This is a genomic window from Rhodoferax sp. AJA081-3 (genome assembly GCF_017798165.1).
Lineage (GTDB): Bacteria > Pseudomonadota > Gammaproteobacteria > Burkholderiales > Burkholderiaceae_C > Allorhodoferax.
In genome coordinates, this window is sequence record NZ_CP059068.1 from 4,134,236 (window position 1) to 4,160,420 (window position 26,185).

At 63.5% G+C, this 26,185-nt stretch carries 25 protein-coding genes; 17 read left to right on the top strand and 8 right to left on the bottom strand.

Annotated elements, in window-relative coordinates; translation table 11 throughout:
- Window positions 1-42 precede the first annotated feature (42 nt).
- Window positions 43-1,506: a deoxyribodipyrimidine photo-lyase gene (locus tag HZ993_RS19415; protein WP_209394352.1), complete on the bottom strand. Its 1,464-nt coding sequence runs from the start codon at window positions 1,504-1,506 to the stop codon at window positions 43-45.
- Between the two features lie 21 nt (window positions 1,507-1,527).
- Between HZ993_RS19415 and HZ993_RS19420 the strand changes: the two genes are divergently transcribed.
- From HZ993_RS19420 to HZ993_RS19445, 6 genes are read left to right on the top strand one after another with little or no spacing between them, the layout of a single operon-like run.
- On the top strand, window positions 1,528-2,127 hold the full coding sequence (locus tag HZ993_RS19420; RefSeq protein WP_209394353.1) for a YqgE/AlgH family protein: 600 nt from the start codon (window positions 1,528-1,530) through the stop codon (window positions 2,125-2,127).
- Entirely contained in the window at window positions 2,124-2,546 is a 423-nt protein-coding gene (ruvX, locus tag HZ993_RS19425) for a Holliday junction resolvase RuvX (protein ID WP_209394354.1), read from the top strand. Before HZ993_RS19420 ends, ruvX begins: the two co-directional genes overlap by 4 nt.
- Window positions 2,543-3,040 carry a bifunctional pyr operon transcriptional regulator/uracil phosphoribosyltransferase PyrR gene (gene pyrR / locus HZ993_RS19430; protein ID WP_209394355.1) on the top strand — a complete coding sequence of 166 codons (498 nt, stop codon included), beginning with the start codon at window positions 2,543-2,545 and terminating at the stop codon, window positions 3,038-3,040. Before ruvX ends, pyrR begins: the two co-directional genes overlap by 4 nt.
- Before the next feature lie 2 nt (window positions 3,041-3,042).
- Entirely contained in the window at window positions 3,043-4,023 is a 981-nt protein-coding gene (locus HZ993_RS19435) for an aspartate carbamoyltransferase catalytic subunit (RefSeq protein WP_209398623.1), read from the top strand.
- Between the two features lie 2 nt (window positions 4,024-4,025).
- Window positions 4,026-5,324, top strand: a complete 1,299-nt coding sequence (locus HZ993_RS19440) for a dihydroorotase (protein WP_209394356.1) — start codon at window positions 4,026-4,028, stop codon at window positions 5,322-5,324.
- Complete coding sequence (locus HZ993_RS19445) at window positions 5,325-6,059, top strand: 1-acyl-sn-glycerol-3-phosphate acyltransferase (RefSeq protein WP_209394357.1); 735 nt, start codon at window positions 5,325-5,327, stop codon at window positions 6,057-6,059. It abuts the gene before it with no gap.
- Between the two features lie 16 nt (window positions 6,060-6,075).
- Here HZ993_RS19445 and HZ993_RS19450 read toward each other — a convergent pair whose 3' ends face one another.
- On the bottom strand, window positions 6,076-6,468 hold the full coding sequence (locus HZ993_RS19450) for a universal stress protein (RefSeq protein WP_209394358.1): 393 nt from the start codon (window positions 6,466-6,468) through the stop codon (window positions 6,076-6,078).
- Between the two features lie 88 nt (window positions 6,469-6,556).
- Here HZ993_RS19450 and HZ993_RS19455 point away from each other — a divergent pair, with 88 nt between their 5' ends.
- Entirely contained in the window at window positions 6,557-7,609 is a 1,053-nt protein-coding gene (locus HZ993_RS19455) for a hypothetical protein (RefSeq protein WP_209394359.1), read from the top strand.
- Here the strand turns inward: HZ993_RS19455 and HZ993_RS19460 are convergent.
- The gene (locus tag HZ993_RS19460) at window positions 7,606-8,673 is read right to left on the bottom strand and encodes an ABC transporter ATP-binding protein (protein ID WP_209394360.1); all 1,068 of its coding nucleotides are present in this window, start codon (window positions 8,671-8,673) and stop codon (window positions 7,606-7,608) included. The genes HZ993_RS19455 and HZ993_RS19460 overlap by 4 nt on opposite strands.
- 133 nt (window positions 8,674-8,806) lie before the next feature.
- On the opposite strand from HZ993_RS19460, the gene HZ993_RS19465 reads away from it, so the two are divergent.
- From HZ993_RS19465 to HZ993_RS19480, 4 genes are all read left to right on the top strand, one after another.
- The gene (locus tag HZ993_RS19465; RefSeq protein ID WP_245214004.1) at window positions 8,807-10,387 is read left to right on the top strand and encodes an iron ABC transporter permease; all 1,581 of its coding nucleotides are present in this window, start codon (window positions 8,807-8,809) and stop codon (window positions 10,385-10,387) included.
- Window positions 10,388-10,553: 166 nt separating this feature from the next.
- Window positions 10,554-11,033, top strand: coding sequence for a (2Fe-2S)-binding protein (locus HZ993_RS19470; protein ID WP_209394362.1), 480 nt, complete (start codon window positions 10,554-10,556; stop codon window positions 11,031-11,033).
- Window positions 11,030-13,297, top strand: a complete 2,268-nt coding sequence (locus tag HZ993_RS19475) for a xanthine dehydrogenase family protein molybdopterin-binding subunit (RefSeq protein ID WP_209394363.1) — start codon at window positions 11,030-11,032, stop codon at window positions 13,295-13,297. Before HZ993_RS19470 ends, HZ993_RS19475 begins: the two co-directional genes overlap by 4 nt.
- A gap of 14 nt (window positions 13,298-13,311) precedes the next feature.
- Window positions 13,312-13,995, top strand: coding sequence for a TetR/AcrR family transcriptional regulator (locus tag HZ993_RS19480; protein WP_209394364.1), 684 nt, complete (start codon window positions 13,312-13,314; stop codon window positions 13,993-13,995).
- Between the two features lie 128 nt (window positions 13,996-14,123).
- On the opposite strand, the gene HZ993_RS19485 is transcribed toward HZ993_RS19480, so the two are convergent.
- Both HZ993_RS19485 and HZ993_RS19490 read right to left on the bottom strand, forming a co-directional pair.
- On the bottom strand, window positions 14,124-14,804 hold the full coding sequence (locus HZ993_RS19485) for a sterol desaturase family protein (protein WP_209394365.1): 681 nt from the start codon (window positions 14,802-14,804) through the stop codon (window positions 14,124-14,126).
- Window positions 14,801-15,265, bottom strand: coding sequence for an SRPBCC family protein (locus HZ993_RS19490; RefSeq protein WP_209394366.1), 465 nt, complete (start codon window positions 15,263-15,265; stop codon window positions 14,801-14,803). The genes HZ993_RS19485 and HZ993_RS19490 overlap by 4 nt, the downstream gene beginning before the upstream one ends.
- Window positions 15,266-15,386: 121 nt before the next feature.
- Here HZ993_RS19490 and HZ993_RS19495 point away from each other — a divergent pair, with 121 nt between their 5' ends.
- Complete coding sequence (locus HZ993_RS19495; protein WP_209394367.1) at window positions 15,387-16,400, top strand: AraC family transcriptional regulator; 1,014 nt, start codon at window positions 15,387-15,389, stop codon at window positions 16,398-16,400.
- 1 nt (window position 16,401) lies between these two features.
- On the opposite strand, the gene HZ993_RS19500 is transcribed toward HZ993_RS19495, so the two are convergent.
- Window positions 16,402-17,031 carry a TetR/AcrR family transcriptional regulator gene (locus HZ993_RS19500; protein WP_209394368.1) on the bottom strand — a complete coding sequence of 210 codons (630 nt, stop codon included), beginning with the start codon at window positions 17,029-17,031 and terminating at the stop codon, window positions 16,402-16,404.
- 127 nt (window positions 17,032-17,158) lie between these two features.
- On the opposite strand from HZ993_RS19500, the gene HZ993_RS19505 reads away from it, so the two are divergent.
- The 5 genes from HZ993_RS19505 to HZ993_RS19525 all read left to right on the top strand — a co-directional run bounded on the left by HZ993_RS19505 (window position 17,159) and on the right by HZ993_RS19525 (window position 20,247).
- Window positions 17,159-18,307, top strand: a complete 1,149-nt coding sequence (locus HZ993_RS19505; protein WP_245213698.1) for an MBL fold metallo-hydrolase — start codon at window positions 17,159-17,161, stop codon at window positions 18,305-18,307.
- 104 nt (window positions 18,308-18,411) lie between these two features.
- Complete coding sequence (locus HZ993_RS19510; RefSeq protein ID WP_209394370.1) at window positions 18,412-18,756, top strand: DUF2946 family protein; 345 nt, start codon at window positions 18,412-18,414, stop codon at window positions 18,754-18,756.
- Between the two features lie 96 nt (window positions 18,757-18,852).
- Entirely contained in the window at window positions 18,853-19,503 is a 651-nt protein-coding gene (locus tag HZ993_RS19515; RefSeq protein WP_245213699.1) for a hypothetical protein, read from the top strand.
- 13 nt (window positions 19,504-19,516) lie between these two features.
- On the top strand, window positions 19,517-19,858 hold the full coding sequence (locus HZ993_RS19520) for a heavy-metal-associated domain-containing protein (protein ID WP_209394371.1): 342 nt from the start codon (window positions 19,517-19,519) through the stop codon (window positions 19,856-19,858).
- Window positions 19,855-20,247, top strand: coding sequence for a hypothetical protein (locus HZ993_RS19525; protein ID WP_209394372.1), 393 nt, complete (start codon window positions 19,855-19,857; stop codon window positions 20,245-20,247). The genes HZ993_RS19520 and HZ993_RS19525 overlap by 4 nt, the downstream gene beginning before the upstream one ends.
- A 3-nt stretch (window positions 20,248-20,250) precedes the next feature.
- Here the strand turns inward: HZ993_RS19525 and HZ993_RS19530 are convergent, their stop codons facing one another.
- Window positions 20,251-22,896 (bottom strand): hypothetical protein, encoded by a 2,646-nt coding sequence (locus HZ993_RS19530; RefSeq protein ID WP_209394373.1) that lies wholly within the window; start codon window positions 22,894-22,896, stop codon window positions 20,251-20,253.
- 17 nt (window positions 22,897-22,913) lie between these two features.
- Window positions 22,914-26,165 carry a TonB-dependent receptor domain-containing protein gene (locus HZ993_RS19535; RefSeq protein WP_209394374.1) on the bottom strand — a complete coding sequence of 1,084 codons (3,252 nt, stop codon included), beginning with the start codon at window positions 26,163-26,165 and terminating at the stop codon, window positions 22,914-22,916.
- Window positions 26,166-26,185 lie beyond the last annotated feature (20 nt).

Consider the following 26,185-nt stretch of genomic DNA (forward strand, 5'->3'; position numbering starts at 1 on the left):
CTGGCCCCAAAGCCGCCCCGGTGAGCCGCGGCGGCTATTTAGTTATTTTTTGACGACCGCGTAGCGTTGCAGTGTTAACGCGCGCGCTTCGGCATGGTCCACAACCGGTTGTGGGTAGTTCTTGCCCAGCTCGACACCCGCTGCTGCCAGTTCCAGGGCCCCTAGCTTCCAGGGTGCGTGGATCTGCTTGGCGTTCAAATTGGCGAGTTGCGGTACATACCGTTTGACGAACTTGCCCAGCGTGTCAAACTTCTCGCTCTGGTTGATGGGGTTGAAGATGCGGAAGTAAGGCTGGGCATCGCAGCCGCTGGAGCTGACCCATTGCCAGCCGCCGTTGTTGGCAGACAGGTCGAAGTCGTTCAGTTTTTCCGCAAAGTAGCGTTCACCCCAGCGCCAGTCCAGCCCCAGATGTTTGACCAAAAAACTGCCCGTCACCATGCGCAGGCGGTTGTGCATATACCCCGTCTGGTTCAGTTGGGCCATCGCCGCGTCCACCAAGGGGTAACCGGTAGCACCCTCGCACCAGGCTCTGTACAAGGCCTGGGCGTGCGCGCCCTGCTCCCATTGGATGGCGTCGTATTCGGGCTTGAAGGCGTTGTGGACCACATGCGGAAAATTGGCCAACACCTGGAAATAAAAGTCCCTCCAGATCAGTTCCCCCAGCCACACCGCAGCGCCTGCGCTGCCGTCCAGTTGGCGCTGCAGGGCCAGCCCCACCAGCTGGCGGACCGACACAGTGCCAAAACGCAGGTGCACGCTCAGGTAACTTGGCCCTTTGACCGCAGGGAAATCGCGTGTTTCACCGTAACGGTCCATGCGATCCCAAAAGTCCTCCACCAGTTTGCCCGCAGCCTGTTCACCCGGTTTTATACCCAGCGCCTTGAGGTTGGTTGTCTCAAAGCCCAGGCTCTCCAGGCTGGGCACTTCGTGCCGATAGGCAGCAGGACGTTCAGCCAAAGCCTGCGCAAAAGGCTGGCAGTCATGCTGTACGGGGGGGACATCACCCAGGCGTGCCAGCCAGGCCCGTTTGTAAGGGGTGAACACACCATAGGGGTTGCCGGTTTGTGTCAGCACCTCGCGGCGTTCAAAAATGACATGGTCCTTCACCGTCATCCACGCAATGCCTTGAGCGCGCAGGGCAGTTTCCACCACGTGGTCACGCGTTATGGCCTGTGGTTCGTAGTCGTGCGCCGCAAAAACCGCATTTGCGCCCAGGCCTGCAGCCATTGCAGGTATGGCTTCACTGGCCACTGCGTGCAAAACAATCAAGCCGGCCTGGGGCTTGCCAGCCAGGGTGCGCAGGCTGGCATCCAGTTCCACCAGCGTCTCGCGAATAAACTCCACCCGCCGGTCGGCGCGCGGTAAGCCATCCAGAATGCTGCGGTCCAGCACAAAAATGCAATGCACCTGCTTGCAGTGTTGCAGTGCGTCGCAGAGGGCTGCATTGTCTTGCACACGCAAGTCGCGGCGAAACCAAACCAAACCGGTGTCAAATTCTTTGTGCATGGGAGCCGCTAAAATCAATTCATGTCCGGCGATTCTGCACCCATCAACCTCACCAATCACTTTCTGATCGCAATGCCCGGACTGGAGGATGCGATATTTTCCAAGAGCGTGGTCTATGTGTGTGAGCACACCCCACGGGGTGCTCTCGGGCTGGTTATCAACAAGCCGGCCGAGCTGAAGATGGAAGCCTTGTTTGGCAAGATCGATTTGCCGCTCAAGCGCCTGGACCTGACCGATGCACCCGTCTTGCAGGGCGGCCCGGTGCAGACGGAGCGCGGCTTTGTGCTGCACGAACCCATATTCTCGGAAAGTGAAAAGCCCGAGCAGTCTTTGTATGCGTCCACCATGAGCATTCCCGGTGGGCTGGAGATGACAACCTCCAAAGACGTGCTCGAAGCCATCTCCAGTGGTTCAGGGCCACGCAGGGTGTTGGTCTCACTGGGTTATTCGGCCTGGGGCGAAGGCCAGCTGGAAAGCGAGCTGGGTGAGAACAGCTGGTTGACGGTGGACGCCGACCAATCCGTGATTTTTGACACGCCGGTTGAGCAGCGTTACGACAAGGCCCTGTCTTTGCTGGGCCTGCAGGCCTGGATGATTTCCTCGCAGGTGGGCCACGCATGAGCGGCGCACCGGCTGCCCCCGCGGTTGTGGCGCCGAATCTGAACAGCTTTTTAGCCATCGACTTTGGTATGAAGCGCACCGGCGTCGCCGTCGGCAACCGCATGATGCGCACCGCCACGTCGGTCGGCACTGTCAAGGCCGAAGGTGATGCACGTTTTGCGCTGATTGAAAAACACGTGAAGGAATGGCAGCCCGATGCGCTGGTGATTGGTGTGCCCTACCACCCCGATGGGGCGGCCCATGAGAACACCGCGCGGGCACAAAAATTTGGCCGCCAGTTGCATGGCCGCTTCAAGTTGCCGGTGTTTGAGGTGGACGAACGTTACAGCACAACCGAGGCGATCAGCTCAGGCGCAAAAGACGCCGATGCCGCGTCGGCCTGCATTATTTTGGAACAGTTTTTGAGGAGTTTGCCGTGAGTATTTTGGCATTGGATGCGGAGGCGTTGTACAAGGAATTGCTGCGCGGCGTGCAGTTGATTTCTGGCGTGAATACGCGCCTTGTGGGTATCACTTCTGGTGGCGCCTGGCTGGCCGAACGCTTGCAGCAAGACATGAAACTGCCAGGCGACGCGGGCAAGATTTCATCCGCCATGCACCGCGATGATTTTGCACAACGCGGCCTCTCCAGCGGCGGCCAGACGGTGCTGCCGTTTGACGTGAACGGCGCCGACATACTGATCCTGGACGACGTGTTGTACACCGGCCGCACGATACGCGCCGTCATCAACGAGCTGTTCGACTACGGTCGCCCGGCGAGTGTCAAGCTGGCGGTGCTGGTGGACCGGGGAGGGCGCGAACTGCCGGTGCAGGCTGACTTTGCCGCAGCCCGCGTAACGCTAGCCGCCGATCAATCCTTGGCATTGGCAAGAAGTGAAGCCGGCGTGTTTAGCTTCGATGTAAAGGCACGATGACCATGCTCTACAAACGCAACCCCCAACTCAACAAACACGGCGAACTCGTCCACCTGCTGTCGGTGGAGGGTCTGCCCAAGGCCACGCTGACCCATATCCTGGACACCGCAGCCAACTTCGTTTCGGTCAACGACCGCGAGGTGAAAAAGGTCCCGTTGTTGCGCGGCAAGAGCGTGTTCAACCTGTTCTTCGAAAACAGCACGCGCACCCGCACCACGTTCGAGATCGCCGCCAAGCGTTTGTCGGCGGACGTCATCAATCTCGACATCGCACGCTCATCCGCCTCCAAGGGTGAATCGCTGCTGGACACCATCGCCAACCTCAGCGCCATGGCCGCCGACATGTTTGTCGTGCGCCACAGCGAATCCGGCGCGCCCTACCTGATCGCCCAACACGTGGCGCCCCATGTGCACGTCATCAACGCCGGTGACGGCCGCCATGCCCACCCCACACAGGGCCTGCTGGACATGTTCACGATCCGGCACTTCAAGAAAGACTTCTCCAACCTCACCGTGGCTATCGTGGGTGACGTGCTGCACTCGCGCGTGGCCCGCTCCGACATCCACGCGCTGACCACGCTCGGCTGCGCCGAGGTGCGTGTCGTCGGCCCCAAGACGCTGATCCCGTCCGACCTGTCGTATATGGGCGTGCGCGTCTGCCACACGCTGGAAGAGGGCATCAAGGACTGCGACGTCATCATCATGCTGCGCCTGCAAAACGAACGCATGAGCGGCGCGCTGTTGCCCTCCATGCACGAATTCTTCAAGAGTTTTGGCCTCACGCCCGAGAAGCTGCAACTGGCCAAGCCGGATGCCATCGTTATGCACCCCGGCCCCATCAACCGCGGGGTGGAGATTGACTCCGCCGTGGTGGATGGCAAGCAAAGCGTGATCCTGCCGCAGGTGACCTTCGGCATCGCAGTGCGCATGGCGGTGATGAGCATCGTAGCAGGCAACGAAGCCGATTCGCGGGGCGCAAAATGAGCATGAAAAAAACACTGATCCAAGGTGGCCTGGTCGTCGATCCAGCCAGTGGCCTTAAGCAAAATGCCGATGTAGCCCTCGTCGGTACTGATATTGTTGCTATTAATAACGTAGCAAGCGATTTCACACCTGATACTACCATCGACGCTGCCGGCTGCATCGTCATGCCCGGCCTGGTCGATCTGGCCGTGCGCCTGCGCGAGCCGGGGCAGGAACATGCGGGCATGCTGGCGTCAGAGATGGGCGCCGCGGTCGCCGGCGGTGTGACCAGCGTGGTCTGCCCACCCGACACCGAGCCGGTGCTGGACGAAGCGGGGCTGGTGGAGATGTTGCGCCACCGCGCCGAGCTGCTGAAGCAGGCCCGCCTGTTCCCGCTGGGCGCGCTGACCCGCAACTTGGAAGGCGAAGTGCTGACCGAGATGCTGCACCTCACACAAGCTGGTTGTATTGGCTTCAGCCAGGCCGAAGTGCCGTTGGCGAATACCCAGGCCGTGCTGCGTGCGCTGCAATACGCCAGCACCTTTGGCTACACCGTGTGGCTGCGCCCGCAAGAGCTGTACCTGGGCAAGGGCGTGGCGGCCAGCGGACCCTTGGCCACCCGCATGGGTCTGTCGGGAGTGCCGGTGGCGGCGGAGACCATTGCATTGCACACCATTTTTGAACTGGTGCGCTCCACCCAGGCACGTGTTCATTTGTGCCGCATCAGCAGCGCGGCTGGCGTCGCCCTGGTGCGCCAGGCCAAGGCCGAGGGCCTTCCCATCACCTGCGATGTCAGCATCAACTCGCTGCACCTGACCGATATGGACATGGGCTACTTCGACAGCCGCATGCGCCTGAACCCACCACTGCGCCAGCAGCGCGACCGCGATGCGCTGCGCGCCGGTCTGGCCGACGGCACGATAGACGCGCTGGTGTCCGACCACACACCGGTGGACGAGGACGCCAAGGCGCTGCCCTTTGCCGAAGCCGAACCCGGCGCCACCGGCCTGGAGCTGCTGCTGAGCCTGACGCTGAAATGGGCGCAAGACAGCGGCATTGCACTGGAACAGGCGTTAGGTGTGGTCACCAGTCGCCCGGCCAGTGTGGTGGGCTCGGCCTTTGGCGCATTCGCTTCCAGTGCGGGCCGTCTGGTGGTCGGTGGCGCGGCCGACATCTGTGTGTTTGATCCCAAAGCCGCGTGGACGGTGGAAGGCTCCGCATTGCGCAGCCAGGGCCAGCACACGCCGTTTGGCGGTTACGAACTGCCTGGCCGTGTGCGCGCCACCTTTGTTGGCGGCCACCTGGCGTACCAAGCGACTTAAATGAACCGTTTACGCGCCGCGTGGCGCCTGCTGCGGGTGGTGTTACACATCCTGGGCGGTGTGTGGACCATCTACACGGTCTTGCCCCGCATGACGGTGCTGCAGAAGCATGCGCGGGTTCAGGTCTGGGCCCTCGCCATGCTGGAGTGTTTAGCTATCAAATTGGTAGTAAAGGGCAGCCCGCCGGTGCATGGCCCCGTGTTGCTGGTTGCCAACCATATCTCCTGGGTCGACATCGTGGTCATGCACGCCACGCGCCACTGCCGTTTTGTGTCCAAGGACGAAATCGCACGCTGGCCCATCGTCTCTACATTGGCCGGTGCGGCTGACACGCTGTACATCACCCGCGAATCGCGCCGCGACGCCATGCGCGTGGTGCACCAGATGGCCCAGTGCCTGCGCGATGGTGATGTGTTGGCCATCTTCCCCGAGGGCACGACGGGTGATGGCTCCACACTGCTGCCCTTCCACGCCAACCTGTTGCAGGCCGCCATCTCGGCCGATGCACCGGTGCAGCCCGTGGCACTGCAGTTTGCCAATGCGGCCACCGGGCAGATCAGTTTCGCGCCCTGTTATGTGGGGGATGACACCTTGTGGCAATCGTTGTGGCGCACCTTGCGGGCTGACAACGTGCAGGCGGTGGTGCAATTTGGCACACCAGAGCGGGCACAAGGCCGTGACCGCCGGGCCTGGGCCGCAGACCTGCGCGAGACCATTGCGGGGCTGCGCGCGTAGGCCGTTAACGCGCCGACTACTGCGGTGCCTTCACCGCGAGGATAGGGCAGGGAATGGACAGCAGCAGCTCTTGCGCCACACTGCCCATGATGAGTTTGCCAATCGGTGAGCGGTGGCGCAGGCCGATCACCAACAAGGAAACCGGCAAGGTTGCCACCAGGTTTTCAATTTCTTCCACGGCACTTTTGCCACGTCCAAACTGTTTGAACTCGGCGGTCAGGCCCGGTTCGGCCAGCAGACGCTCGATCCGTTCGACATCCTCAACACTGGCCATGGCGGCATCGTCGCCGCTGCCCGGTGTGGCATTCACCACAAGCAGGTGTTCATTGCGGCGCTTGGCGATCTCTATTCCTTTGTCCAGTGCGGCTTGGCCTTCGGGGCGGGGTGCGTAGGCGACGATGATGGTCATGCGTTTCTCCTGGTTTGCGCGTATTGGGCGCCATGGGGACATGCGATGCTTCTATTATGTCGATCTAGTCACTACATCCAACACTGCCATGTCCAAACTGCGACTCATCCTTTGGCTTTTGATCGCCTGGCCGCTACCGGCACTGCTGGCCGGTGCCATGGGCTGGAGTGGTGTGTGGGGCAGCGGCAGTGCCCTGGTCGATTACCTCATTCCCTTACCGGTGGCAGGCGGTGTATTACACGTTCCGTCCTTCATCGTGTGCGGTTGGATTGCTTGGCAACTACCTTCGGCAAGTGCCAGCAGCCTGAGCAAGTGGCGTGCCTTGTTGCTGGGCGCCGCGTTGGCGGGTGTGCTGCTGCTGTTGCGGCTGGACGAACTGCTACTGGCCGTGCAAACACAATCCAGCCGCGTGGGTAGTTTGTGGCAAGAAAATCCCGTGGGCCTGTTTGTGTTGTGCGATGCATTGGTAGCTTTGCTTCTCACCGCCGCGGCTTCTCAGGGGCCCTGGCTGCGTCTGGAGTTGAGTACCCTGTTGCTCCTGCTGGTTCCTGCGGCAGTGCCTTTGGGCTTGGCTCTGAAATATTCCAAGGCTGGTGAAGACTTCCGGTATGTCGCTGCACGACCTGGCCCCACCCGCAGTGACGAGATCACCATGGTGTTCACCCGGCTGAACGTACAAGCAGCCGATTTTCAGGCCCGGGCAGAGGCTTGGGCTGCGCCTCGGCACCCACGCCTCACGGTCGACAGCGACGATGCGGCTATTTTGTTCACCACGAATCTGGATGCAGCCCGCAACTTCGACACCCGTCAAGTGGCCGCCACACTGTGCCTGTATGACGATGGCACGCCATCCAAGTGGGTGCAGGGTGCTGGCCTACAAGACTGCTTCGATGGGCACGTGAGTTTCACCGAGCGGTTTTCCCAGGCCCACGCTGCGCGCCCCAGCACAGAGCCGCCAGACGTTCAACACTATATGGCCCGCATCAGTGTGTGTGACAGTGTCAAGCCGATTGCTCCAGGTAATGACGCTACTGCTGTTCAAACTGCCAGCCTGCGCATCTGCAGCGGACTCACCGAGGCCCGTGAAGCGCTGGTACGCAAGCACCCGGAGTGGGCTAGCGTTCCAGTTGCTCCGCGCTAAGCCTCGCGCTTAAACGTCACCACGTGGTCCACCTGGGTGCGGATGCCAATCCATTCACCCAGGCGGTGGTCGTGGTGGCTGGGCACATGGGCCTGCACGGTCTGGCCACTGGCCAGGCGCAGCGTGTATAAAAATTCGGAGCCGCGAAACGCCTTGCGCACGATCTCGGCCTTAACCGGCGCATCGTCGTCGTGCACGATGTCATCGGCGCGCAGCAGCACATCACATTCGCCCTGCGGGTAGGCGGATGGCAGGGGGCATTCGGCCACATCGGTCAGATCGCCCAGTGCGGTCTGCACGGCCACCTCGCCATCCACATCCACCAGTTTGGCGGGCGCAAACACACCATGGCCAATAAACTCCGCCACAAAACGGGTGGCTGGGCGGTGGTACAGCGAATAGGCGTCTTCCCACTGGTGCAGCGCGCCCTCGTGCATCACACCAATCATGTCGCCAATGGCAAAGGCCTCCAGCTGGTCGTGGGTGACAAACAGGGCCGTGGCACCGGCGGCCTTCAGGATGCCGCGTACTTCGTGGGCCAGGCGTTCGCGCAGGTCCACATCCAGGTTGGAAAAAGGTTCGTCCAGCAACAGCAGTTGCGGCCGCGGCGCCAGTGCGCGGGCCAGGGCTACGCGCTGTTGCTGGCCACCGGAGAGTTCATGTGGATAGCGCTTGTGGGCATCACTCAGGCCCACCCATTCCAGCACCTCGGCCACGCGGGCCTTGCGTTCGGCTGCGGGCCAGTCGTGGATGCCAAAGGCCACGTTGCGGTCTACGTCCAGGTGGGGGAACAGCGCGTAGTCCTGGAACACCATGCCGATGCGGCGTTTTTCTGCTGGCACATGGGTCTGTGGGCTGCTGACCGTGTGGCCGGCCAGCTGGATCTCGCCCCCGCTAACCGCCTCCAGCCCCGCCACGGCGCGCAGCAGCGTGGTCTTGCCACAGCCCGAGGGGCCTATCAGCACACCAATGTCGCCGGCACGCAGGCCCAGCGACACATCCTGCACGGCGGCACGGCTTCTGCCGGGGTATTGGACTTGCAGGTGGGTGAGGTTCAGAAACATGTGGTCGATTTTAGATGATTACAATTCTCATTTAGCTTTGACCTCCTTGGTCCTTAGGCCCCACCCCTTGTTGTCCTCCCTGTCCTCTCCACCCCTGTCCCGCTGGACGCTGTTGCTGCTGGTATCGACACTGATGCTGCCTGTGCTGGCGGTGCTGGGCGCCTGGCTGCCGGTGGGCGCGGCCTCGGGCCAGGCAACCGCCATCCTGCGCGAGATGGCAGCCACCGTGCTGCCCGACTATTTGTGGACCACCGTGCAGCTGTGCCTGATGGTGACGGTGGGTGTGGCCGTGGTCGGTCTGTCCACCGCGGCGGCGGTGACGCTGTTTGAATTTCCGGGGCGGCGCGTGTTTGAATGGGCGCTGCTGCTACCCCTGGCTATGCCCGCCTATGTGGTGGCCTATGCCTATACCGACTTTTTGCAGTTCAGCGGCCCGCTGCAAAACGCCCTGCGTGCCGCACTGGGGGCTGAGGGTCGTATGTTCCCCGAGGTGCGCAATGTAGGCGGCGCGGCCTGGGTCTTCACCTTTGCGCTGTATCCGTATGTCTACCTGCTGGCGCGCACTGCACTGGGCGAACGCACCGTGCACCTGATGGAAGCCGCCCGCCTGATGGGCGCACCCCTGCGCCGGCGCCTGCGCGAGGTGGCCTTGCCGCTGGCCCGCCCCGCGGTGGCCGCCGGTATTGCGCTGGCACTGATGGAGACGCTGGCCGATTTTGGCGTGGTCAGCTACTTTGGCATCCAGACCTTTACCGCTGGCATCTACAAGGCCTGGTTGTCCATGGACAACCGCATCGCCGCGGCCCAACTGGCCACCATGCTGCTGGTGTTTGTGGCCCTGCTGCTGGGCCTAGAACACCGCGCCCAGCACCGCATGCGTTTTGCGGTGACCAAGGGCGCGCGCGCAGGCTCGGCTGATGCGCACGCCGTGCCCCTGCTGGGCCACCGCCGCGTATGGGCCTGGCTGCTGTGTGCCACGCCTATCCTGATGGGTTTTGTGCTGCCAGTGTTGTTCATGCTGCGCCCGCTGCTGGCCGACTGGGCGGGCCTGCCCTGGGCGCGTTTTGGCGAATGGGCATTCAACAGCGTGCGCCTGGCCAGCATCACCGCCGTGTTGGCGGTGGGGGTGGCGCTGGCGCTGGCCTTCCAGGTAAGGCGCAGCGGCCACTGGGCGGTGCGCGGTGCGGCCCAGGTGGCGGGCATGGGTTACGCCATACCCGGTGCCGTGGTCGTGGTGGGCCTGCTGCTGCCGGTGGGCTGGCTGCAGGCTTGGGCGCCGGACTGGCAGGTGGGCTACTGGGTCACCGCCACGGCGGTGGGCATTGTGTGGGCCTACCTGGTGCGCTTTTGTGCGGTGGCCCTGCAGTCGGTGCAAAGCGGTTATGCGCGCCTGCCCACCAGCCTGGACGACTCCGCCCGCATGCTGGGCGCATCTGGCATACAAACGCTGACACGTGTGCACTGGCCGCTGCTGCGCCGTTCGGTGGCGGCCGCGGCGTTGCTGGTGTTTGTGGACGTGATGAAAGAGCTGCCCGCCACGCTGGTGCTGCGCCCCTTCAACAGCGACACGCTGGCCGTGGTGGCCTATCAGTTGGCACGCGACGAACGCCTGGGCGAGGCCGCCTTGCCCTGCCTGGCGCTGGTGTTGGTGGGCTTGATTCCCGTGATTTTGCTCAGCCGCACCTTGCGCAGCAGCCCGACGCGCAAAGACTGATCTACGCCTTTTGGGGCTGTAGCCCCCGTGAAATGGTTATCTATTGCTATAAAACATGTAGCAAATATTGAGTCTGTCAGCTTGGGGGAAATACCTCTTTCCAACTGAACCCGGTTCACCTATTATCTGACCGCCAGTCACCTAATAGCCTTTCCCAGGAGAACCCATGGAACTCAACATCAACGGCAAACCCGTCCAGGTGGATGCCGACCCCGCGATGCCCTTGCTGTGGGTGTTGCGTGACACCCTCAACATGACCGGTACCAAGTTTGGTTGCGGCATTGCTGCCTGTGGCGCCTGCACGGTGCACATTGGCGGCGAGGCGGTGCGTTCTTGCGTGTTCCCGGTGTCCGCGGTGGCGGGCAAACCCATTCGCACCATTGAATCCTTGGGCACGGCCGACAAGCCCCATGCGCTGCAAGCCGCGTGGATTGCCGAACAGGTGCCCCAGTGTGGCTACTGCCAAAGCGGCATGCTGATGGCCGCCGCCGCGCTGCTGGAGAGCAAACCCAAACCGACGGATGCCGATATTGACGCGGCCATGAGCAACATCTGCCGCTGCGGCACCTACCAGCGTGTGCGCGCCGCCATCCACCGCGCGGCGGGTACGACCAGCACAACAACAACTACCGGAGCCACAGCATGAAGCGCCGCACCTGGATACTGAGCGCCCTGGGCGCTACCGGCGCATTGGTGGTCGGCTGGGGCGTGCTGCCCGCCCGTTCCCGCCTGGGCACACCCGACATGTTGCTGCCCACGCAGGGCGATGTGGCACTGAATGGCTGGATCAAGATCGCGGCCGATGGCAGCGTGGTGATGGCCATGCCGCGTGCCGAAATGGGGCAGGGCGTCTACACCGCATTGGCCATGTTGGTGGCCGAAGAGCTGGATGTGCCCCTGGCCCGCGTGCGCCTGGAGCAGGCAGGGCCCCACTCCGTATACGGCAATGTCGCCATGTTTGTCAGCAGCCTGCCGTTCCACCCGCTGGACAGCGAAGAGGGCCACAAGACCACCACGGTCAAGGTTGGTCAATGGCTGGTGGGCAAGGTGGCGCGTGAGCTGGGTATCAGCGTCACGGGTGGATCGTCCACCATGGCCGACGCCTGGGACCCCCTGCGCATGGCCGCGGCCACTGCCCGCGCCAGTCTGCTGGGCGCCGCCGCCGCACAGTGGAAGCTGCCCGTGGGTGAGCTGCGGGTGAAAGATGGTGTAGTGTCCCACGCCTCTGGCCAAAGCGCGCACTACGGCACATTTGCCCAAGCCGCGGCCGGCACCACGCCTGGCAATGTGGCGTTCAAGGACCGTAAGGACTGGACGCTGATCGGCAAACCCGCGCCCCGCAGCGATATACCGGCCAAGACCAATGGCACAGCGCAGTTTGGGCTGGACGTGCGCCTGCCCGGCATGTTGTACGCGCAGGCCCGCATGGCGCCCATGTTGGGCGGCACCGTGGGCAGTCTGGATACCAAGGCCGCGTTGGCGGTGTCCGGTGTGGAGCTTGTGCTGCCGCTGGAGTCCTTCGCCGGATCGACAGCTGGTTTTGCCGTCGTGGGCAAGACCACCTGGCATGCGCGCCAAGGTGCGGATGCGGTGGTTGCCACCTGGCAGCAGCGTACCGCCGGTGCGCTGGACACCCAGGCCATTGAAGCCAAACTGCTGGAAGCCCTTAAGGCCGAGGATGGCTTTACGTTTTACGAGAAAGGCTCCGCCAGCAAGGCCGAGTCTGGCGCTGCCAAAGTGGTGGAGGCCATTTACCGCGCCCCCTACCTGGCCCACGCCACGATGGAGCCGATGAACTGCACGGCCCAGGTGAAAGACGGCAAGGTCGAGGTCTGGGCACCCACGCAAGTGCCCGACATGGCCCGCGCCATCGCCGCCAAAGTGGCGGGTGTGTCAGAAGAAAAGGTCACGCTGCACACCACACTCTTGGGCGGAGGTTTTGGCCGGCGGTTGGAAGTGGACCACGTGGGCCAGGCCGTGCGCGTGGCCATGGCCTGCGGCGGCAAACCCGTGCAACTGGGTTGGTCGCGCGAGCAGGACACCACGCACGATTTCTACCGCCCCATGCACGTGGCCAGCCTGCACGCCGCAGTGGATGCGCAGGGCGCCATCACCAGCCTGCGTATCAAGTCGGCGGGTGATGCCATCACCCCGCGCTGGATCGCCCGTGGCCTGCCAGCACTGGCAGGCCCCATCGATACGCCCGACAAGACCACGGCCGAGGGCCTGTTTGACCTGCCCTACGGTTTTGCCAACCAGCACATGTCGCATGTGGCCACCCGCATGGATGTGCCGGTGGGCTTTTGGCGTTCGGTCGGGCATTCACACAATGCCTTTTTCTCCGAAGGTTTTATGGATGAGCTGGCGGCCGAGGCCAAACAAGACCCGCTCGCTTTCCGCCGTGCCTTGCTGAAAGACGCACCGCGTTACCTGGCCGTTCTGAACCTGGCTGCGGAGAAAGCCAAGTGGGGCAGCCCGCTGCCCGCAGGCCGTGCGCGCGGCATTGCGCTGCACGAATCCTTTGGCTCCATCGTGGCCGAGGTGGCCGAGGTGTCTTTGCAAGACGGCAAGCCCCGTGTGCACCGCGTGGTCTGTGCCGTGGACTGCGGCACGGTTATCAACCCCAACACCGTGGCGCAACAGATGGAAAGTGCCGTCATCTTTGCGCTGACGGCCGCGCTGTATGGCCGCATCGACATCAAGGACGGTGCCGTGCAGCAAAGCAATTTTGGCGACTACCCCATGGTGCAACTGCCCCAGGCCCCGGTGGTGGAAAACTGGATCGTGCCCAGTACACGCGCACCGGCTGGCGTGGGCGAGCCCGGTGTGCCACCGCTGGCGCCGGCTGTGGCCAATGCACTGTTCGCACTGACGGGCAAGCGCCAGCGTGCGCTGCCATTCGCCGTCTGACACTTTCGCCCCGCATGCCTAGCGCCGCCAAAAAGACCATCAGCCAGCAACGCGCACGCAGCGCCGAAGACAAAGACCTGCGGCGCGCGCATCTGATCGAGGCCGCGACGCGCTTGTTTGCCGATGCGGACTTCGACGCCGTCACCATCGCCCGCGTGGCCGAGGCGGCGGGCGTGGCCAAGGGCACGGCCTACATCTACTTCGCCACCAAAGAGGCGCTGTTTCTGGAGCTGGTACGGGCGGAGCTGTTGCTGTGGCAGCAAGACCTGGTCGCGGCACTCAAGCGCTTGCGCGCGCGCCAGCCGCTGGATGCCGTTCCTGCCGCGATTGCGCGCAGCGTGGCCCAGCGCCCCACGTTGCAGCGGCTGCTGGTACTGCTGCACACGGTCATAGAGCCCAAGATAGACGAGGTGTCCGCGCGCGACTTCAAACTATTTTTGCGCGACCTGCTGGCGCAGGCCTGCGAGCCGCTGTGCAGCAAGCTGCCCGGACTGACTGCAGAGCAGGCCACCACGCTGATGCTGCAATTGCATGCGCTGGTCATCAGCTTGGCGCAGTTGTCCAACCCGCCGCAGGTGATGGTGCGGGTCTTGGCGGACAACCCGGAGCTGCAGTTCTTCAAGATTGATTTCGAGCCCTTCCTGCGCGATACATTGGCCACGCTGGTGCGGGGGACGGTGACTCCGCCATCGCAGTAAGCGCGTTGCCTGGGCGGCAGAGCGTTTTGCTCCGTGTCCCCCGCCCGCTGCGCGGGCTCCTCCTTTACCTGCGCAAAACGCTCTGCCACCCAGGCAACTAGCCTCAGCGCTCCACCGCTGCGGGGGGCCTACTTTTTCCCGCTGTGCAGGGTGCCAAAGATCCAGTCCATCAGCGGGTAGCTGATGTTGAAGTTGTGGTGGGCCATCAGCGCCTGGTCGTGGTGCGTGGTGTGTAGGCGGCGCAGCACCCGCATACCGGGCAGGCGTGCGACAACATGGTGGGGCGGCAGGTGGTAGGCAAAGTGCAGCAGCTCGTAGTTCAAGAAATAGGCGGTTGCCATCAGCGCAAACAGGTAGCCAACATTGGGCGTTGTCAGCCAGGCCAGTACGAGCGCCACCGGTGTACCAAACACCAGCAGGAAATAGGTCACCAGCACGGGCGGGAACAACACCACCTTGAAATCGCGCGAACTTTCAAACGCCATCTCGCGCTCAGTAAAGAAGCGGTGGTGTTGTTTGGAATGCCGCTCGTACACCATGCGCAGCCCGGGGCGCAGGTGGTGCATGGGGCCGCGGTGGCCAAAGTATTCCGACAGGTTGCAGTACAGAAAGGTGAGCGGCAGCGCCAGCCATTCCCAGCGCGTCACCGCGTTGAGCTGCAGCGCACAAAAGGCAATGATGCTGCTGGCCATGCAGACAGTGAACGCAAAATGCAGCCAGCCCTGGTAGCCAGGCTTGATGAACTGCTGGCGGTACTCCGCGCGGTAGGCGGCCAGAGGCGGTGACAGTAGAGGAGGCATCTTGCTCATACGGCCGCCTCTTCCAGCTTGCGCTTCAGGTTTTGCAGCGCCTGCGCCGACTGCGCCCGCATGCGGGGCACCACCACGCTGCGGCCCATAAAACGCATCCAGTTTTTCACCGTGAAGTGGAAGGTGCGCCTAAAGCGGGTGCCTTGGGCCGCGTCCATCTGGTAGCGCACCTTGACGTCGATGGTGGGCGAGGTGCCATGCACTTCCCACACTAGCGGCGATTCGGTGTGGATAACCGTCCAGCGCAGATGGCTGCGCTTGCGCCAAGGCAGCCAGGCAATGGGCCGCATGCTGACATCTTCTTCAAAATGGTCGCCGGCCATCAGCGTGTGGGCGCTGGGCGTGGCGGATTCCGACGCCGGGTGCCACTCATGCCAGCGCCAGGGCTGGGTCACGTAGCTATACACCGCCACGGGTGGGCGGCGGATGAAGATTTCGTTTTCTAGTTTGTGTTCCTGCATGCGGTCTCCAGCGTGTGTTTTTGTTGGTCATTCGCATTGTTCTGAAACCGCCGGGTTTTGGCATTGACGGGCGTGGCCATTGCATTGACATTTCGCGCCAACCTGCATAAGGTCAATCCCCATGCTCGACCCCCGCACCGTCTCCTCCGCCTATGTCCGCACCCTGCTCGCCACGGTAGAGGCGCAGGGTGTGAGCGCCGATGCCGTGCTGCAGGGCCTGCCGGTGGATGCCACCGAGATGGCGCAAGCCAACGGCCGTATCGGCGTTGGCATCTCGCGTCTGGTGTGGGACCGTGCGCTGGCCCTGACCGGGGATCCGTTGTTGGGCCTGCAGGTGGGCGAGGCGATGAAGCCCAACACCTTCCGTGTGCTGGGCCTGGCCACCATGAGCTGTGCCACGCTGGAGCAAGCGATTGGTGTAATGCTGCGTTACCAGCGCCTGGTCAGCGAATCTGGTTCGTTGTCGGCACACGCGCATCCCAACGGAGACGTGACCCTGGTCCACACTGCGCAGACGCTCAAGGTGCCCATACTGCCGCAGCAGGTGGAGGCCCTGCTGGCCGGCGTCTACCGCCAGGCGCTGTGGCTGGCCGGTCGCCCGTTTCTGCCCGTGGACGTGTGTTTTCGCCATGCGGCCTTGGGTGATGTGCAGCGCTACGTGCAGTGTTTTGGCATCACCCCGCAGTTTGGTGCCGATGCGAATGCCATCACCTATGCCAAGGCCGATCTGCAGGCCCCGCTGCCCCAGGCCGATGCCGAGTTGTGCCGCATGCACTGCGAAGTAGCCGACCGCCAACTGGCCAGCCTGCCGCAGGTGGGTTATGCGTCCAGCTTTGCCGTGCAATGGTTGTCCAACCGAGGCGATGCCCCCACGGGCATTGAAGACCTGGCCGCGGCACTGGGCATGGGTGTGCGCAGCCTGCAGCGTGCGCTGAAGGACGAGGGCACGAGCTGGGGGAACCTGGTAGATGGCATGCGCCGCGACGCGCTGGCGGCTCTACTGCAACAGGGCCTGAGCCTGGAAGCCGCCGCGCAGCGCCTGGGCTACCACGATGCCAGCAGCGTCAGCCGTGCCGCGAAACGCTGGTTTGGCAAAACGCCGGGGCAATGGCGGGCAGACGCCAAGGCCCAGTAAGTCAGGCATAACAGGCCAAAAACATATCCACCGCCGACTCCACCACCTGCTGTTGCACGGCCGGCGGCAGCGTGGGCTGACCCATGGTGATCTGCGGCCAGAAGGCGAAGTTTTTCACCAGGCCCTGCAACTGGTGCGCGGCAAACACCGGGTCGGGCAGCTTGAGCTTGCCATCGGCTGCTGCGGCGCGCAGCCACAGCGTCACACCTTCCTCGCGCGCGCCCAGGCGGGCCACCATCTCTTGTGCCCGTTCGGGGGAGTGGATGGTCTCGGCAATCGCCACGCGCGCCAGGTCGAGAAAACTCGCGTCACACAACATGCGCATCTTTTGCCACATCAGCTCCAGCAGCTGCGCGCGCAGTGGCCTATCCGGCTGGTAAGCCAGGTCCACCTGGGCGCTACTGCTTTCCCATAACTGGACCAATATCTCTGCAAACAGCGCCTCTTTGCTGGGGAAGTGGTTGTACACCGTGCGTTTGGACACACCCGCCGTGGCCGCCACCTGGTCCATGCTGGTGGCACCAAAGCCGTGGGTGCGGAATTCGTCGATCGCAGCCTGCACGATGGCCAGGCGTTTGCGGTCGGTCAGGCGGTCTTTGGGGGGCGCGTCAGGGGGCAAAACAGAGGACATGGATAAATTTTACACCGCCGGGTTTACTTTTATGTAGAATAAAACTACACTGTGCAGTGCAACTTATTGATTTCCCATGAAACACCTCGCCCTCACCCTTGTTGTTCTTTTGACCGGAGTACTCGCCATGTCATCTTGCGCTCTGCTGGAGCCGTCCCCTGCCGAACCCCATATCGCCTCGCCGCAAGCCGAAGGCGGCAAATACCGCAACATCACGCCGCAAGAGCAAAGCACCGGCGGCTTGGTCAAGTCGCTGCGCCTGGCCTGGAAGTTTGCGTTCGACAAGCCCAAACACACCGTGCCCGAGGGCGACATCCCGGTCCAGCCCATCACCCGCGCCCAGTTGCTGGCCGCGCAGGACGGCACGGTGTTCCGCATGGGCCACTCCACCATCCTGCTCAAGCTGAACGGCCAGTTCTGGCTGACCGACCCCGTGTTTTCCGACCGCGCCTCGCCTTTCCAGTGGCTAGGCCCCAAGCGTTTCCACGCGCCGCCCATCAGCATTGAAGACCTGCCACCCATCAAGGGCATCATCCTGTCGCACGACCATTACGACCACCTGGACGAAGACGCCATCAAACGCCTGGCCGCCAAGACCGAACACTTTTTGACACCGCTGGGTGTGGGCGACCGCATGATCGCCTGGGGCGTGGACCCGGCCAAGGTGCAGCAACTGGACTGGTGGCAATCCACCAAAGTGGGCGGTGTAGAGTTTGTGGCCACCCCGGCCCAACACTTCTCCGGCCGCGGCCTGCGCGACGGCAACCAGACCCTGTGGGCATCGTGGGTGATCTACGGCGGTGGTGAGAAAGGCAAGGACGGCCTGCGCATCTTCTTCAGCGGCGACACGGGTTACTTCGATGGCTTCAAGGCCATTGGCGACAAGCTGGGCCCGTTTGATTTGACGCTGATGGAAACCGGCGCCTACGACAAACAATGGCCCTACGTGCACATGCAACCCGAAGAAACGCTGCAAGCCCACCTGGACCTGCGCGGCAACTGGATGCTGCCCATCCACAACGGCACCTTCGATTTGGCCATGCACACCTGGCACGAGCCCTTTGACCGCATCACCGCGCTGGCCAAGGCCAAGGGCGTGGCCATCACCACCCCGTGTATGGGCGAACCTCTGACATTGCGCCAACCCCACGGCGGTTCGGCCTGGTGGCTGACGGTGGACGGGCAAAAGGCGCTGGCCGCCGCGAACGGTGGCGCGGCGCAGAAGCCCGGCGGTGATCTGAGTGCGTGTGCAACGCCTGTTGCGGCAAAGTCTTAAGCCAAATGGGGCTCTAGCCCCCGTCATATGGATCTGAGTTGCTATCAATAGCGTAGCGTTAAAAGGGTTTTGAACCTTTTGAGCCGCTGCGCTATCCTATCCCTGTGACCCGCCTATTCACCATCCTGCTGCTGATCGTCTTGCTGCCCCTGCGGGGCTGGGCGGTGGAGCAGATGGCGAATGACATGGCGGCGGGGGCCATGCCCGCAGACTGCCCCATGGTGCAGATGGCGCAGGCGGCCCCGGCAGACACGGGGTCCACGGACGACAGCGGAACAACGCCAACCGAGCGCACCTGCCAGTCCTGCCAGCTGTGCATGGCATTGGCCGCAGCTGAAATGCCCATCATCCAGGCGGTGGGCCCTGCGCCGCCAACCGTTGTTGTGCACCGCGCCGACCGCTTTGCCAGCGCCGACGTTTCCCCCGTCTCCAAGCCCCCCATTTTCTGATCCGACAGCCGAACTACGTCCGCACGTTTCTGGATAGAGCGTGTGGGTTGATTCCTGTGGGCTTTTTCTTGAGCCCGCTGTTAGGAGAGGAAAGCAATGAAACCGCGTTTTCGAAACACCGCGCTGGGCGTGGCGGCCACTCTGGCGTCGCTACCCGCCCTGTGCGGCCCCATGGGTTTTAAGGACAGTTGGATGGCCATGGGCGACCTCAGCCCCAACTGGCAAGAGGTTTTTGTCAACTACGCACTGACGCCGCGTGACGCGGTAGGCGCCTCTACCCTCAGCATGCGTTCGGACGACGAGACGCTTACCCGCCGCGCCAACGAGGCGGTCTACACCCGGCTGCTGAGTCGGTGGAACATGCCCGACGCGCAGGCCAATATCTGGTTGCTGGCAGGTGTGGGTTCGGTGACCGGTAACGACTTTGCTGGCGCCAGGGCACTGGCATCGCCCGGTTTACAGGTCGACTACGAGACCACCCGTTTCTACGTCTCCGCTGCGGCCCGGCTGTACCGGGCCGACGGGCTCAACCACGACTATGCGTCGGCACGCATCGGCTTCTCGTTTTACGAGGTGGACTACGACCAGGTACAGCCCTGGCTGGTGCTGGAGGCGCGGCGCATGCAGGGCCTGTCTGGCAAAACCGAGCTCACGCCCATGCTGCGCCTCATCCACAACCGCTATTTCGTCGAACTGGGTATCAACACCGACGCCCAAGTTCGTGCCAACTTTATGTACACATTTTGACCAGGAGCACACCATGAAAAAGACAAGCATCACCGCCATCACCCTTGCGCTGGCCTTGGCCGCGTTGCCGTCCTTTGCAGCCAACACGCTGAAGATCACCGTCAATGGCATGGTCTGCGCGTTCTGCGCGCAGGGCATCGAGAAGCGCATAAACAAAATGGGCGCCACCAAAGAGGTTCTGGTGGACCTGAAGAAGAAAACCATTGTGGTCGAGGCCAAAGACGGCCAGACGCTGGACGGCAAGGCCATCTCCGCCGAGATCGTGGACGCCGGTTATGACGTCGTCAAGCTGGAGCCCGTGACCCAGTCCGTGGCCGACATCAAGGCCGAGATGCTGAAAGGCCGCAGCAAATGAGTGCGGATGGTCTGGCTGAGACCCGTGGCAGCTTGTGGTCGTCGGTGGCCAGCCTGTTTGCCACGTCTGGCACGCTGGTGTGTTGCGCCATACCCGCGCTGCTGGTGGCGTTGGGGGCGGGGGCGGCTCTGTCGTCGCTGGTGGCTGTGTTCCCGCAGGTGGTGTGGCTCAGTGAACACAAGCTGGGCCTGTTTGTGTTTGCCGGCCTGATGCTGGGCGCCAGCGGCGTGCTGCAGTGGCGCAACCGCACCGCGCCGTGCCCCACAGACCCCGCACTGCGCCAGGGCTGCCTGCGCACCCGCAAGCTGGCGGCCCGGGTGTATGGCGTCAGCGTGGTGTTTTATCTCGTCGGCGGCTGGTTTGCGTTTGTGATGCCGCTGGTAGGTTAAACGCTAGCGAACCAGCGTAAACAGCGTGCGGTAGCGGGTATTGCGCAGCATCTCATCCGGATCGATTCCGTAGCCTACGAGGACCGATGCGCCCACCAAAAAGTCAGCGGTCAGGTTGTCGTTTTCCAGAATCGTGATCAACACCAGGTCTTGCACGCTGTTCAGCGCGACCCCGCTCAGAAAGGCGCTGATGGGCCATACCAGGGGGGCCCAACTGCGGTTGGGCAGCAGTTGAAAGTAGATCGGGCTGGCATTGTTGGGCAGCAGGGCGGCGACATACAGGTTGTACCCGGGGGTATTCTGTGCACGGACTCCGTCGGGCTTGCCGGTCGCCAACGCCGTGGGCCGCGTTCCTTGTGCAAACGCACCGTTAGGACCCAGCCCACGGATGTCCACCTTCAGGGACGTGGCACTCAAACTGCCGGACTTGTAGGTTGCGATAAAAAACGGCACCGTCTTCCCAGCGGGTAATGGCAGGCTTTGCGCTGTGGTGTCCAAGCGCAAAAACCCAGAGAACGTCTCATTGGCAACGCCCACCAGGGTGTTCGGGCGGCTGTAGGTGCCGTCCCCCAGTTGTCCCAGTGTGTTGAGCCCGCCGGCATAGGCGGTGCCATCCCGTCGCAGCACCGCGCTGACGCCATTGCCTGCGGTCACGCTGGTAATGTCCGTGATGCCCATGCTCAGCGGCGCAGCGCTGGCCGTGGCAGCGGGCGGGTTGTCGCCCAACTCGCCCAGCATTTCATAGCCCCACTGCCAGCCCCAGACGGAGCCATCGCTGCGCAGTGCCAGTGCGTGTGCTGCTCCTACAGACAGTGCGGTGACACCGTTGAGCCCCGGAATGATGGCGGGGGTCAGGCGGTTGGTTTGGGAGCCATCGCCCAACTGGCCGCGTGTGTTCTCACCCCACGCGAACACCGTGCCATCCGCGCGCAGCGCGTAGCTGCTGGCGTTGCCCGCAGCAATAGCGACCACGCCCGACAGACCAAACACAGGCAGCGCTTGTTTGCTGCTGGCGGTGTTGCCCGTGCCCAGTTGCCCGGAGGCGTTGTCGCCCCAGGCCCAGACCGTGCCATCGCGGTTGAGCGCCAGTGCGTGTGAACCCCCCGCGGCTATGGCCGTTGCCTGGCTGTGCAGTTGGGTGGGCACGGCAGGCTGGTCCAAAACGCCGGGCAAGGTGCTGCCCCAGCCCCAGACGGTGCCATCACGCTTGAGGGCCAGCGAGTAATACGTAGCGGCCGCTACGGTTTGCACACCAGCAATCGTGCTCAATCGGATCGGGGTTCCGGTGTCACGGTAGGTGCCGTCGCCCAGTTCAGCGTATCCGTTACTGCCCCAGGCCCACACGGCGCCGTCCTGGTCGACCCCCAGGCTGTGGCCCACCCCGGCAGAAACCTGGGCCATGCGCGGCAAGCTGGCCACGGCTGCTGGCAGCGAGCGGCTCAGCACCCGTGCGCGGCCCAACTGACCCGAAGTGTCCAGACCCCAGGTCCACACATTGCCAGCCGCGTCCAAGGCCATGCCGTGCCAGGTGCCGGACGCTACTTGCACGATGTTGCTGATGCCTATCACCGGGCCGGGCGCGTCGCGGTACACCGTGGTGCCATCACCCAGGCTGCCAAAGCCGTTGCCACCGCCAAACCCCAACACCTGGCCGTTGGTCTGGAGCAAAAAACCCTGCCCGTAACCGGCAGCAACGGCCCTTAGTGGACCGACTGGTGGCTGGGCTTCTGGCGCACTGGCGGTGGTCCAGCGCCACCAGCTGCTGCCGTCGCCATGGATGGCCACCAGGCCAAAGCTGTTGACCGTGCCGGCGATAGCCGCAATACCCGAAAGGCCCGGTGTTTGTACCGGCGTGGTGCGGGGCGGACCATGCGGGGTGGCGTAGGGCGCGGTAACACCCCATTCCCACACGCTGCCATCTGGCCTGAGCGCTGCGCTGAAGTCGTTGCCGGCGGCAATGGCGGTTGCGCTGCCGGCTGTGCCCACCTGCACGGGGCGAAGGCGGGTCACCGTGCTGCCATCACCCACGGCCCCTTCCACATTGGAGCCCCATGCCCATACGCTGCCGTCAAGGCGCAATGCCAGGGCGTGGCGGTTGCCGCAGGCGATGGCGCTGATCGCACCGAGATCCGCAATCTGGATCGGTACGGATGAGCTGTTCTGTGTGCCGTTGCCTAATACACCGTCAGAGTTTTCACCCCAAGCCCAGACCGACCCGTCCGTGCGCAAGGCCAGCGAATACGAGCCACCGCCGCAAACCCGCGAGGCACCGGTCAAGCCTGTCACCTGCACCGGGTTGGACCGGTTGGTGCTGCTGCCATCGCCGAGTTGACCCGCGTCATTGCTGCCCCAGGCCCAGACCGTTCCATCGGCGCCAATGGCCAGGGAATGGTTGATGCCCGCCGCAATGCTCTGGATGCCAGCCACGGTCAGTGCGCGGCCAGGTGTTGCTTCAAAGGGGAGCACACCCGCGCCCAGTTGCCCGCTTTGGTCAGACCCCCAGCTCAGCACCGTGCCGTCGTTGCGCAGCGCGAGGCTGTGTTGGTAGCCCACGGACACCATGGGTTGGATGGCCTGGGCAGACACGTTGCCGGTGATCACAAGGCCCATCGTCATCAGCCCCAAGATACGCATGGCATGGTTCAGCATGGCTGTCTCCTTTGTACTCAATACCGTAGCAGTACCGCAATGCCGATGGTTGGGTCTACGGCCTTCTTCAGCATTTGGGCGGCCCAGCTCTCCAGCTGCCAGCGTTTGTCGGTGGACTCCCACTTCATACGCAGTGCCAGATCCCAGGACGCAGGGATCTCGTTGCCATACTCCGTGGTCAATTGCTCGGAGCGCCAGACCAGGGTTGCACCGGCCGTCAGGCGGGCTGCATTGCTCCAGTCCAGCCCCAGGCCCACCCGGTGGCGCGGCAGGTAGGGCAGGGGCAGGCCCTTGAACCACTCGCTGGTGTTGCGGCTGTCGCTCAGCACAACACTGGTGTTGGCCGCAAAACCGTTGCCGAGCACGGCATTGCCCACCAGGCCCAGCTGGCGCAGGCTGCCTTCGGCAAATACGGGTTGCCCCTCCAGCCGCTCGGGGTCGTTCCCATTCTGGAAGGTGCCACGGTCGCGCAGGCGGTTGATATCGGAAACCTCTTGCGCCGTGTTGAGCACAAAACCGGCCTCACCCAGGTTGCGGACCGTACGCGCGTCCACAAAAGCCGATACAAAGCTGCTGCGGGTCATCTCCCAATCGGCCTGCAGGCGCAGTCGCTGCTGCCGCCCGCCCGGCAGCGTGAGCTGGTCGTCCACGGGGATGCCGGCAATGGCAGTCGGGCGCAGGCTGTGGGGCGCGTTGGAGCGCACCCAGTCGTGCCATGCCGCGCGCAGCGCCACATTTGCACTAGGGCGCCAGACGGCGCCCAGCATGGGCAGGGCATGGTCTCGGGTTTGGTCGCTGCTACCGGCACTGCTTTGCACCGCCTTGCGGTAGTGGATACCGGCCAGGCCACCCTCCAGGCTCCAGTAGTTGGCCAGGGCATAACGACCCTGCGCATACACCAGGCGGAAATCGTCCTGCTCTTGGGTTGTGGTCGTGAGCGTGCGGCCCCGGGTCAGCAGACCCGCATCCGTAGTGGCGGCCTCAACACCCGCGCTCACCTCGTGCCCGCCCGCACGCCAGGTGGTGCGCAACTGCAGGACGCGCGTGCTGCTGTCCTGGTCTTGGGTGATCGGGCTCTGCAGTGAGATGGTCCGAGCGGTGTAGCTGCCCTCACCCAGCTTCAACCAGACCTGGGTATCAGGATCCAGGCGCAGGCTGCCACCGGCGTCCAGGCGCCGGGTGTGTCCGGTGATGCGCTCACGGCTCAGCAGGCCCATGCGCTCGATCTCCGGCACATACTGGTTGGCAAAAGCGAACAGCGCAACATCGTGTGTGGGCTTGGCGCCCAGCGCCAGCGTGTAGGCGTTGCCACGCGCGTCCAGGTCCTGCTGGCCCGGTCGCAGCTCGTTGCGCAGCCCTTCAAAAAACCAGGCGACGGGAAACGGGGCGTAGTGGGAGCCGTTGACCACCACAGACGGTTCGCTATAACCAAACGCCTTGCTGTTCGTCATGCGCGCACCCAGCGTCAGATAGTTGCCGGGTTCTGGCAGCAGGCTTTGCATGCGCGGGTTGGCTCCCAGCGCCAAGGGGTCGGTCAGGTAGCCCTGTACCAACTCGGAGGCCTTGGTAAAGCTGCCAATGGTTTGATCGGCGAGGAAAAAATGGCTACCGGCCCACAGGGCGTCGTTAGATTCCGCGGCGTAGTAACGCGCCCAAGAGGCCATGCCAAGTTTGGACAACGCGCTGCCGATATTGGCACTGCCTTTTTGGTCCATCGCCAGCGCGTCAAGCGATTTGAGGAAGGGCAGTTTCTCCTTGGCCTTGCGCGCTTCGACCGCAGCCGCAAACAGTTCGCCGCGGTCCTGGTGGACCAGGCTCGCCATCAGGTGGGGCAGCGGGTCCTGTGGATCACGCTCAGTGGCTTGGCGCAAGAACTCAAGGGCCGTATCCGATTCACCGCGCTGGTGGTGGGCAGCGGCGCGGTACAAGTAGGTGCGGGCGTAGCGGGGTTCCAGCAGGTTGCTGCGCAGAATGGTTTCCATGGCGGCGTCCCGTTCGCCGTGCCGTAGTTGCAACTGGGCCAGGCCCGAGAGTGCGGTGTAGTCTTGCGGGTCTTGCCGCAGGGCTACATCGAATTGCGTGCGCGCTGCATTCCATTGGTAGGCTGTGGTTGCGAGATTGCCTTGTTCGGCCGCCAGGCTGGGCAACTGGGGCGTGCGTTTCTGGGCCTCTGCCAAGTGGCCGTAGGCTGCGGCGAGGTCTTCGCGCGCAATCGCAATGCGTGCCAGGCCCAGGCTGGCCCGGCCGTCTGCTGGGTCGAGTGTTTCCGCGCGGCGGAAGGCACTCTGCGCCAGCTTGGCCAGCCCCTCAAAATACGCCGCCTCGCCCAGCGCAAGCCAGGCATCGGCTGTCTGCGCAAAACGCTCGCTGGCCGATTGGGCCAGCTTCAGGGCGCCCGCGCCATCACCCTGGATAAGCGCCAGGCGTGACAGCGCAGCGGGAAATCTGCCGTCCATCGGGTAGGCGGCGGCGCCCCGTTCCAGCAAGGCTCTGGCCTCTGCGAAGTTGGCATTGCGCAGCGCCAGGTCGGCCAGCAGCAGGGTGTCTGCCGCCAATGGTGAGGCTTGCGAGCGCAACAGGCTTTCGGCGCCCAGCCAGTCTTCGCGGGCAATGTGTTCAATAACTTCCTTGCGTTGCCCATCACCACGGTATTCGGCATACCGGTCGGGTTCCACCCGCACGGCGCTGACCCACTGCACCCGCTCGGCAGGGTTGACCAGGATGCGTTTGACCGGTGCCTTGCCAGGCTCCGCCAGGGCCTGTTCGCCGTTGCCCACACGCACCGTGCCGTAGGTATTGCCAAACTGCACGGAGCCGTGCAATACCGTCAACGTGGACCGGCCCTCTGCATCCACCACCATCTCCCAGTCCGTGCCATGGATCGCGGCAATGGCGGAAGGCGTTTCCATCTTCAGCGTGCCGCTGGGTTGCTTGGATTGGGACCAGGCACGCCCCTGGCGCAGGTTGAGGGTTGTGCCGGGGGTCTTCTCGTCTTTTCGTAACTGGAAGATGCTGTTGGCTGCCAGCTTGATCTGCACTTCGGGTGCAACCACCAGTGCCATATGGCTGTCGGGCCCGGTGCGTACCCACCAGGACGGTTCCAGTTGCACCTTCAGTTTGGCTTCCAGCCAGGCGCCATTGCCGTCCGGCCGGTAGTCACCCTTGCCGGATAGGCCAATAATCTCGGCAAAACCCGCATGTGCCACCGCAACGGTGCAACCGCAAAGCACCAAAGCCAGTAGCTGTGGACGTGTGCATGTGTACTGCATGGGATGAATAACCCCCCGCT

What these genes read in the sequence shown, in the direction of transcription:
- HZ993_RS19415 (WP_209394352.1), bottom strand. Translation starts at nt 1,506, where the DNA reads ATGCACAAAGAATTTGACACCGGTTTGGTTTGGTTTCGCCGCGACTTG.
- HZ993_RS19420 (WP_209394353.1), top strand. Translation starts at nt 1,528, where the DNA reads ATGTCCGGCGATTCTGCACCCATCAACCTCACCAATCACTTTCTGATC.
- ruvX (WP_209394354.1), top strand. Translation starts at nt 2,124, where the DNA reads ATGAGCGGCGCACCGGCTGCCCCCGCGGTTGTGGCGCCGAATCTGAAC.
- HZ993_RS19435 (WP_209398623.1), top strand. Translation starts at nt 3,043, where the DNA reads ATGCTCTACAAACGCAACCCCCAACTCAACAAACACGGCGAACTCGTC.
- HZ993_RS19440 (WP_209394356.1), top strand. Translation starts at nt 4,026, where the DNA reads ATGAAAAAAACACTGATCCAAGGTGGCCTGGTCGTCGATCCAGCCAGT.
- HZ993_RS19445 (WP_209394357.1), top strand. Translation starts at nt 5,325, where the DNA reads ATGAACCGTTTACGCGCCGCGTGGCGCCTGCTGCGGGTGGTGTTACAC.
- HZ993_RS19450 (WP_209394358.1), bottom strand. Translation starts at nt 6,468, where the DNA reads ATGACCATCATCGTCGCCTACGCACCCCGCCCCGAAGGCCAAGCCGCA.
- HZ993_RS19455 (WP_209394359.1), top strand. Translation starts at nt 6,557, where the DNA reads ATGTCCAAACTGCGACTCATCCTTTGGCTTTTGATCGCCTGGCCGCTA.
- HZ993_RS19460 (WP_209394360.1), bottom strand. Translation starts at nt 8,673, where the DNA reads ATGTTTCTGAACCTCACCCACCTGCAAGTCCAATACCCCGGCAGAAGC.
- HZ993_RS19465 (WP_245214004.1), top strand. Translation starts at nt 8,807, where the DNA reads ATGCTGCCTGTGCTGGCGGTGCTGGGCGCCTGGCTGCCGGTGGGCGCG.
- HZ993_RS19470 (WP_209394362.1), top strand. Translation starts at nt 10,554, where the DNA reads ATGGAACTCAACATCAACGGCAAACCCGTCCAGGTGGATGCCGACCCC.
- HZ993_RS19475 (WP_209394363.1), top strand. Translation starts at nt 11,030, where the DNA reads ATGAAGCGCCGCACCTGGATACTGAGCGCCCTGGGCGCTACCGGCGCA.
- HZ993_RS19480 (WP_209394364.1), top strand. Translation starts at nt 13,312, where the DNA reads ATGCCTAGCGCCGCCAAAAAGACCATCAGCCAGCAACGCGCACGCAGC.
- HZ993_RS19485 (WP_209394365.1), bottom strand. Translation starts at nt 14,804, where the DNA reads ATGAGCAAGATGCCTCCTCTACTGTCACCGCCTCTGGCCGCCTACCGC.
- HZ993_RS19490 (WP_209394366.1), bottom strand. Translation starts at nt 15,265, where the DNA reads ATGCAGGAACACAAACTAGAAAACGAAATCTTCATCCGCCGCCCACCC.
- HZ993_RS19495 (WP_209394367.1), top strand. Translation starts at nt 15,387, where the DNA reads ATGCTCGACCCCCGCACCGTCTCCTCCGCCTATGTCCGCACCCTGCTC.
- HZ993_RS19500 (WP_209394368.1), bottom strand. Translation starts at nt 17,031, where the DNA reads ATGTCCTCTGTTTTGCCCCCTGACGCGCCCCCCAAAGACCGCCTGACC.
- HZ993_RS19505 (WP_245213698.1), top strand. Translation starts at nt 17,159, where the DNA reads ATGTCATCTTGCGCTCTGCTGGAGCCGTCCCCTGCCGAACCCCATATC.
- HZ993_RS19515 (WP_245213699.1), top strand. Translation starts at nt 18,853, where the DNA reads ATGAAACCGCGTTTTCGAAACACCGCGCTGGGCGTGGCGGCCACTCTG.
- HZ993_RS19520 (WP_209394371.1), top strand. Translation starts at nt 19,517, where the DNA reads ATGAAAAAGACAAGCATCACCGCCATCACCCTTGCGCTGGCCTTGGCC.
- HZ993_RS19525 (WP_209394372.1), top strand. Translation starts at nt 19,855, where the DNA reads ATGAGTGCGGATGGTCTGGCTGAGACCCGTGGCAGCTTGTGGTCGTCG.
- HZ993_RS19530 (WP_209394373.1), bottom strand. Translation starts at nt 22,896, where the DNA reads ATGCTGAACCATGCCATGCGTATCTTGGGGCTGATGACGATGGGCCTT.
- HZ993_RS19535 (WP_209394374.1), bottom strand. Translation starts at nt 26,165, where the DNA reads ATGCAGTACACATGCACACGTCCACAGCTACTGGCTTTGGTGCTTTGC.